At 68.0% G+C, this 6,870-nt stretch carries 4 protein-coding genes; 1 reads left to right on the top strand and 3 read right to left on the bottom strand.

Going from position 1 to position 6,870, the window contains the following annotated elements; all coding sequences use genetic code 11:
• Positions 1 to 203 precede the first annotated feature (203 nt).
• Entirely contained in the window at positions 204 to 2,105 is a 1,902-nt protein-coding gene (locus LLH23_15990; protein ID MCE5239962.1) for a hypothetical protein, read from the top strand.
• Between the two features lie 42 nt (positions 2,106 to 2,147).
• Here LLH23_15990 and LLH23_15985 read toward each other — a convergent pair whose 3' ends face one another.
• From LLH23_15985 to LLH23_15975, 3 genes are read right to left on the bottom strand one after another with little or no spacing between them, the layout of a single operon-like run.
• Entirely contained in the window at positions 2,148 to 4,118 is a 1,971-nt protein-coding gene (locus LLH23_15985) for a hypothetical protein (protein MCE5239961.1), read from the bottom strand.
• Entirely contained in the window at positions 4,115 to 5,443 is a 1,329-nt protein-coding gene (locus LLH23_15980) for a hypothetical protein (protein MCE5239960.1), read from the bottom strand. The genes LLH23_15985 and LLH23_15980 overlap by 4 nt, the downstream gene beginning before the upstream one ends.
• Before the next feature lie 54 nt (positions 5,444 to 5,497).
• Positions 5,498 to 6,652: a hypothetical protein gene (locus tag LLH23_15975; protein ID MCE5239959.1), complete on the bottom strand. Its 1,155-nt coding sequence runs from the start codon at positions 6,650 to 6,652 to the stop codon at positions 5,498 to 5,500.
• Between the last annotated feature and the right edge of the window lie 218 nt (positions 6,653 to 6,870).

Here is a 6,870-nt window from a genome sequence, read left to right as displayed (position 1 = left end):
CGCCCGCCTGCAGGCCCCTCCATCGCGGACAGAAGGCGGGCGGGACGCGGAGCTAGCCGAGAGGCGGCGGCCGCGACAAACTACCAAAGAGCACGCACAACAAGCTTGACTCGCAATACAGTTGCTGCCCCTCTCCCTCGCCCGCGATACGGCCGCGGGCTCCGGAGAGGGGAACGGCTCTGGCCCGAACCGAGGTGCTTGGCATGACCCGTCTCACCATTCCGGCGCTCATCCTCCCGCTCGTACTCACCACCACCCTCCACGCCGCCCCCGCCTCGTGCTATGACTGGATCACTCGCGAGCGCATCCGCGGCGGGTACATGTCGTCCGCTGACCTCGGCGACGGGCAGGCGCGGATGAAGGCTGTCGGCATGAACCTGCTCATGCCCAAGTTCGGCGGCCTGCAGGCCCCGCCCACCGAGGCCAACATCGCCCTGCTGCGCCGCTGGGGTGAGGTTGCCAAGACCAATGGCCTGCACCTCATGCCCGTCTACAACTTCCGCGGCGGCGCGACCGAGGCGCTGCTGTCCGAGCGGCGCGAAGTTACCATCGCCGGCATCACCATGCAGAGGACCCCCTGCCCGCTCGACGAGGCCTTCTGGAGCAAGTACATCATCGGCCGCGCGGTGTGGCTGGCCCAGCACAGCCGCGAACTCGGCCTCGATGGCTGCATCATTGACCCGGAGATGTACGGGGCCGACCACACGTGCTTCAACACGCCGTGCTACTGCGGGGATTGTCTGAAGGAGTTCGTGGAGTCCACCGGCAAGGGTGGCACGGCTCTTCAGAGCCGTGGCACGGACACGGCCAAGTGGCTCAAGGACAATGGTCTGCAGGCGCAGTTCGAGCAGCACTTCGCCAACCGCATCAAGGGCTTCTCCCAGCGCCTGGAGCGCGAGTGCCACGCGCAGAACCCCGACTTCATCCTCGGCGTGCTGCTGCTGGACTATCCGCTGCTGGCCCACCAGGCCATGGCGATGGGCCTGGGCACCGAGACGCACCCGGTGCTGGGCTTCTCCGAGAGTACCTACAGCCCCGGCTACACGGACTACGTGGACAAGCAGCAGCAGACCTTCGCCGCCCTGCCGGCGCAGGTGCTGTTCGTGCCCGGCCTGTGGCAACAGCAGTTTCCCAGCGAGAACCTCGCCGAGCAGTACTACGTCTGCGCGGCGCACTCGGCCGGGTACTGGATCTACACCTTCGAGAGCATGCTGGAGGATGTCAGCAAGCTGCCGGGCTACCAACTGCGCGAGCCGCTGGACCGCTACTGGGAGGCCTGCCGGACCGCCAACGCGGAGCTAGACAAGCTCGCGGCCGACCGGGCCTACGTCTCGGCGCTGACCATTCGCCCCTTCGAGCCCCCGCTGCCGACGCTCAGCACCGGGGACCTGCAGATTGAGGCGCTGATCCCGGTGTGGGAGCGGTCACAGACCGCGACTTCGGGGTCGGTGACCCCTCCCACGGCCATCACCACGCCGCGCCTGCGCTATCGCAACCCGCTGTTCATCCTGGGCAAGGCGGGCGAGGCGGTCACGGTCAAGGTGACCAACCTGCAACTCGCCAACTACCGCCCGGGGACGCAGTGGGCCGTCGTGGGTCCGGATGGCAAGGGACTCTCCGAGGGGCACATGAAGGTGCGGGAGAGCCAGGACGTCACTTTCACGCCCGACCGCGACGGGACGTACGTACTGGTTGCGCAGTCGGGCCAGAACAGCCACAGCCTGGTCGTCACGACCGGCCAGCGCCATGCCTTCCTCGCCGGCGGCAAGCAGAAGCTGACCGTGAACGGGCAGTTCGGGCGGATGTACTTCTACGTCCCGGCGGGGGTGGCGCGCTTCTCGATCTTCGCCAAGGCCGAGGGGCAGGCGGCGGGACGCGGCGGGAAGCTGACCGTCACCGGTCCTGATGGCAAGCAGGCGGCGCATATCGAGGGCGATCTGGGGAGCGAGACCGAGATGGCCGTCACGGTCCCGGCGGAGGGGCAGGGGCAGGTGTGGTGCCTGAGCGCCGAGGACCTGACGAACGACCTGACCGTGCGCCTCACCGGCGCCGTGTCGCCCTACCTCACGCCAGACCCGGCGAAGGTGCTGACACCGAAGCTGTAGCGGCGCAATTCATTGCGCCCGAGGGCGCGGCGGACCGCGCTGCTACTTCGGCTCGATGACCCACGCCCGCACGCCGAAGGGCTCAAATGTCTCCCTGATCTGCCCGCCCGACAACGGCGTGCGGGCATACTGTAGCGTCTCCAGCGCCGTCTCCGGCAGGTCGCCCAGCCCCTGCAGCGTGAAGGTGACCGTGAGCGGCTCGCGACGGTTGTTGACGGCCAGCAGCAGGTACGTGTTGTCCGGCCGCCGGCGCAGGCAGTGGCTGCAGTCGCTCACTCCGGCGACCTCGACCTTCTCGATGGTCTCTCCCGCCACCGTTCGCACCCGCACCGGGAGCTTCTTCAGGTAGTCCACGGTCGGCGCGTCCGCATCGCTGGTCACCCGCTCGTCACAACGCTCGCCCAGCAGCCAGGGAATGAGCGGCTTGATCTGCCGGTACACCGGGTAGATGACCGCCCGGCGATAGGGCAGCGTAGCCCGGCCGAGGCGCCAGGTCAGCAGCCCCTGTGCGCCCTGCGTCAGCGGGCCGAAGCACAGATAGCGGAACTCCGCGACGGTCGCTGCGCGCCACGGCGCCTCAATGACGTCGAAGCAGGGGGGCATGTAGACGAACCCGGTGCGCCCCTTCGCCCGCGCCGCGTCGGCAGCCTTGGCCGCGTCGTAGACGGCATTGAACAGGTCGCCCGACAGCGGCGCGCCACGCTGGGGGTACTCGTCGGGCAGGTTCACGTCATAGATCGGCGCGGTGGCTTCGTAGGTCGTCCACCACGCGATGATCGGCATGACGTAGGCATCGGGATCGCCGGCCTTCAGCGTGTCGTACAGCCACTTGAAGCCGCTGCCGATCCATTCCCCCAGCCCCACGTCCTTGCGCTTCTCCCAGTCGGCGTAGGCGGGGTGCAGGACGTTCTCGGGCTCATCGAAGGTGCAGTACCCGAACGTCTGTCGGTCCCGGCCGGTGATCGCCAGCATCTCCTGGAGCTGCGCGACCATCGGGGCCGTCTGGTCAGGCGTGGGCACCGTCGGCTTGCCGTTGGTGCGGGCGTAGAAGTCAATGGCCGGGAAGTAGATCAGCGCGGTGTTATGCGGCCGGGCCCACGCGATGTCCTTCTCTATCTGCTCTCGCCGCTGCGCCGGCGTGGTCTTCGGGTCGGCCACGTGGAAGAGCGTCGTGTTGCAGCCCGCCTCCAGCCACTCGGCGAGGTCCCCATCGCGGGGCGCGTCGTAGGTGCCCAGCACGAAGAACGGCCGCCCCTGGAAGAGCAGCGGCCGCAACTGGCCCTTCGTGTCCGCCGCAGACGTGGGTCCCCCCACCACCTCCGCCACGCTGAAGTCGTCGAACGTGCCGATGGAGTAGTAGCCCCCGAAGCCGACGTGCCCCGCGGCCGTGCGGTCCGACGCCGCCTCCCAGAAGTCCATGACGAGCTTGTCGTCCAGCCAGACCTGGTGGTGATCGCCACTGAAGGCCACGCGCACGCGGTGCGGGTCCTGCAGCCCGCGTGCCGCGGTGATGTCCGCCACCGCCAGCCGTTCCTTGCCGTAGCGCAGAATGACATCGCGGCTGCCGGACCAATCGGGCGCGACCTCCACATGGTACGCACCATCCGCCATGCCCCCGGCGGCAGCCTGCACGTCCGCGGCCCGGTAGCTGACAATCGCGGTGTGCCCGCGCCCGGCCATCTGCGAGGGCCCAACGGTCAAACTGACGACGCCATCGGCGACGGTGAAGCCGTCCACTGCCAGGCCGGTGTCACAGGGGTTGGACCCGGAACTGTAGCCGATGGTGACCGCGCCCCGAGCCGCCGTGATGAGCCCCTCGGCCGGCTTCCCGTCGAGGGCCGGGATGCGCTTGACCCAAGGGCGTTCCGTCCCAGGTAGCTTCCCCAGATCAGCCGTCGCGCTGGTGAAGCGGTCGAAGCTGTCAGCCAACAGTGTATTGCCAGCGCGCAAGTCCTGTGCGTGCAGGAGCGAGGCGGCGCCGACGATAAGGGCAGCCCAGGCTGCGAGCCTCACTGTGCCTTCATCTCCTCCATGTACTGCCGGATGGCGGGCAGCGCCGTGAGCTTGTCGTAGAAGAAGTTGTTGACCAGGTTGATGACCTCGGCGCGGGTGGCTTCAGCCTCGGGGATCAGCGTCTCCCCGGTCCGCTGCCGGGTCAGGCTGTCACGCAGGCGGAGCAGTTGACGCACAATCTCGGTCTCCTGCTCGCCCTCGAGGGTTTCGGTCACCGCCAGGATCAGCTCATCCGCCTGGTCGAGGACGTGCTGCATCGCGAGCGCTGAGCCCGGCTGCGTGGCGTCATCCAGGGTCCGGATGAGCGACCAGACCTGGTAGAGCATCGTCGCCGGCTCGTCAAACAGCTCGCGCAAGAAGGCAGCCTCGGGGTAGCGCCCCGTCAGGCGGAAGATGTTGTAGAGGCGCTTGGCCACCTTGCCGTAGTTGACGTCCTTGGTGAGGTACTTCTCCACTTCGTGCCGCAGCCCCGCCACGTAGTCATCCAGCGCGTCGGCCGACACGTGCTTGGCCAGCTTGGCGAAGATCGGGACCGAGGTGGCGTCCAGGTACACCTCCTGGAAGTACGGATCCAGGTACGAGTCCAGCGGCGTGATCGTGCCATCGGGCGCTTCCCAGGTCACATCCAGCATGTTGCTGGCGTTGGCGAGCTGATGGCGCTCTGGGTCAGCGACCACCCAGTCCAGCTTGCACCAGCCGGGGTCCTGGGCCACGTCATCCCACCGCACCACGACCGGCTGGCCGTCGGGACTGAAGCCCTCGACCTGCCCGGCCTCGATCTCCCCGGGCTTCCAGGCAATGGGCGAGCCGGTTGTGAGCGTGCGCCCGTCGCGTACGAGGTCGCACGGATACGAGCCGAACTTGACCTCGATGAGCTGGTAGGTCTCGCCCTTGGCGGCGCTGAGGGCCTTCTTCCGCATGAGGTCGGCCAGGATGCGGCAGGCGTCCTCCTGCGTAGCGGCGAGGATATTGACGCGCTCGAAGTAGTCGGCATCGCCCGGATGCGCCTGGATCTTGGACTGCGCCGCCGATCCCGACAGGGCGAGCGCGGTCTCGACCACCCCCGGCGTGTCCTCGAACTCGACCAGCCGGCCGATCTCGCGGAAGTGCGCCAGGTCTGCCGGCGAGAAGTCCAGCATGACCATGGAGTGTCCGAACACCCCCGTGCGCTCGTCCACGACAACGCCCTCCCGCGCCTCTGTCGCGGCCATCGCCGTCAGCCACTGCATGGCCTCGGCCTCGTCCAGCTCGATGCCGAGCCGCCGGGCGGACTCGATGATCTGCGTCATGTCGGCCTGCGGTGACTGTGCGCTCTCGTCAGTCATGCGGTCTGCCTCCTTCGGTGTCGCGTGAACGACTGGTCAACGCGCCTGGACCCGTCAGTACCACCCGTACTCCTCCAGCGCCTCGGCGAGGGCCACGACGTTGCGGCCCGGCACGTCGGCCTGGATGTTGTGCACCGTGTCGAAGACATACCCCCCGCCGGGGGCGAGGTCCTCGATGCGCCGTCGCACCTCGCCCTTGACCTCCTCCGGCGTGCCGTGGGGCATGACGTGCTGGGTGTCAATGCCGCCCCAGAAGGTGAGGTCGCGCCCGAATTCGCGCTTCAGGCGCTGCGTGTCGCCCATCTCCGCCGCGTTGACTTGCACCGGGTTGAGGATGTCCACCCCCGCCTCGATGAGGTCCGGGATCAGCGGGTAGACGCAGCCACAACTGTGGAAGAAGACCTTGATGTGCGGGGCCTTGAGCTTGATGAACTCGTGGTAGCGCTTGTAGCGCGGGACCATCAGCTCCCGGAACATCTCAGGTCGCATCGCCGGCGCGAACTGGTGCCCCACATCATCCCCGCCCACGTAGAACACCTGGCAGCAGTCGCCCGCGGCCTCCAGCATCAGCTCAGCGTAGGCCATCTTGATGTCGGTGATCCGGTCCAGCAGGTAGCAGGTGAGCGTCTTGTCGGCGAGCAGGTTCATGTAGCCCTGGTCAAAGCCCTGCAGCCACAGGGTCATCTCGAGAATCCCCGAGCCGAAGCCCGGCCCAATGACCCCCTTGTCGGTCTCGTCATGCAGTCGTTGGGCGAGGTCGCGCGTGGCTTGCCGGTCGAAGTCCCGCGTCGGATCGGGCCACGGATAGGCCTTCGCGTCTGCCAGCGTCTTGCCGACCAACGGGTGGACGAACATGTCGTAGTAGAGTCCCTGCGCTCTGGGCATGCGCCAGCCGATGCCCCAGGCGTCATCGAACATCAGGTACCCGTCGTCCTCGCGGGCGTTCAGCGGCATGCGGCCGGGTCGGTGGCGCAGGAAACTGGTCGTGTCAACGCCCAGCCGGTCGAGGATGTCCTGGTCGGGCACGACAAGCTGCTGGACCGGGTCGAGGATCGGCGGCTCGGGTCGGCCGCTCTCGCCCAGTTCCGCCAGCAGACCCAGCCAGGCGCCGCGAGTGATGCCGGTGACGAAGGTGCTGCCCAGGTCGAAGGGCACACGGTCGGGCTCGCGGTGGTCGAGGGCGGTGATGAGGCGATCACGTGAGGTCATGAGGCTCCTCCTGCACACACTACTTGTTGGGGTGGCAATTCGGCGCGGGGCCGCTTCCCCCCTCTCGCGCCCACGCAGGAGAGCGACCTGCGACAGGGAACTACCATGCGCGATGAGTGACCAGTTCCCTCCAGCCGGTGCGGAGTCCCCGGGGCAGCCAGCCTCGCCCCGTACGGCGGGCGGCCTCGCCCGCCCGTCACCGCCGGGGGGGGGCGGGG

Source organism: bacterium, assembly GCA_021372615.1.
Classification (GTDB): domain Bacteria; phylum Armatimonadota; class Zipacnadia; order Zipacnadales; family UBA11051; genus JAJFUB01.
This window is presented reverse-complemented; position numbering and strand designations above follow the sequence as displayed.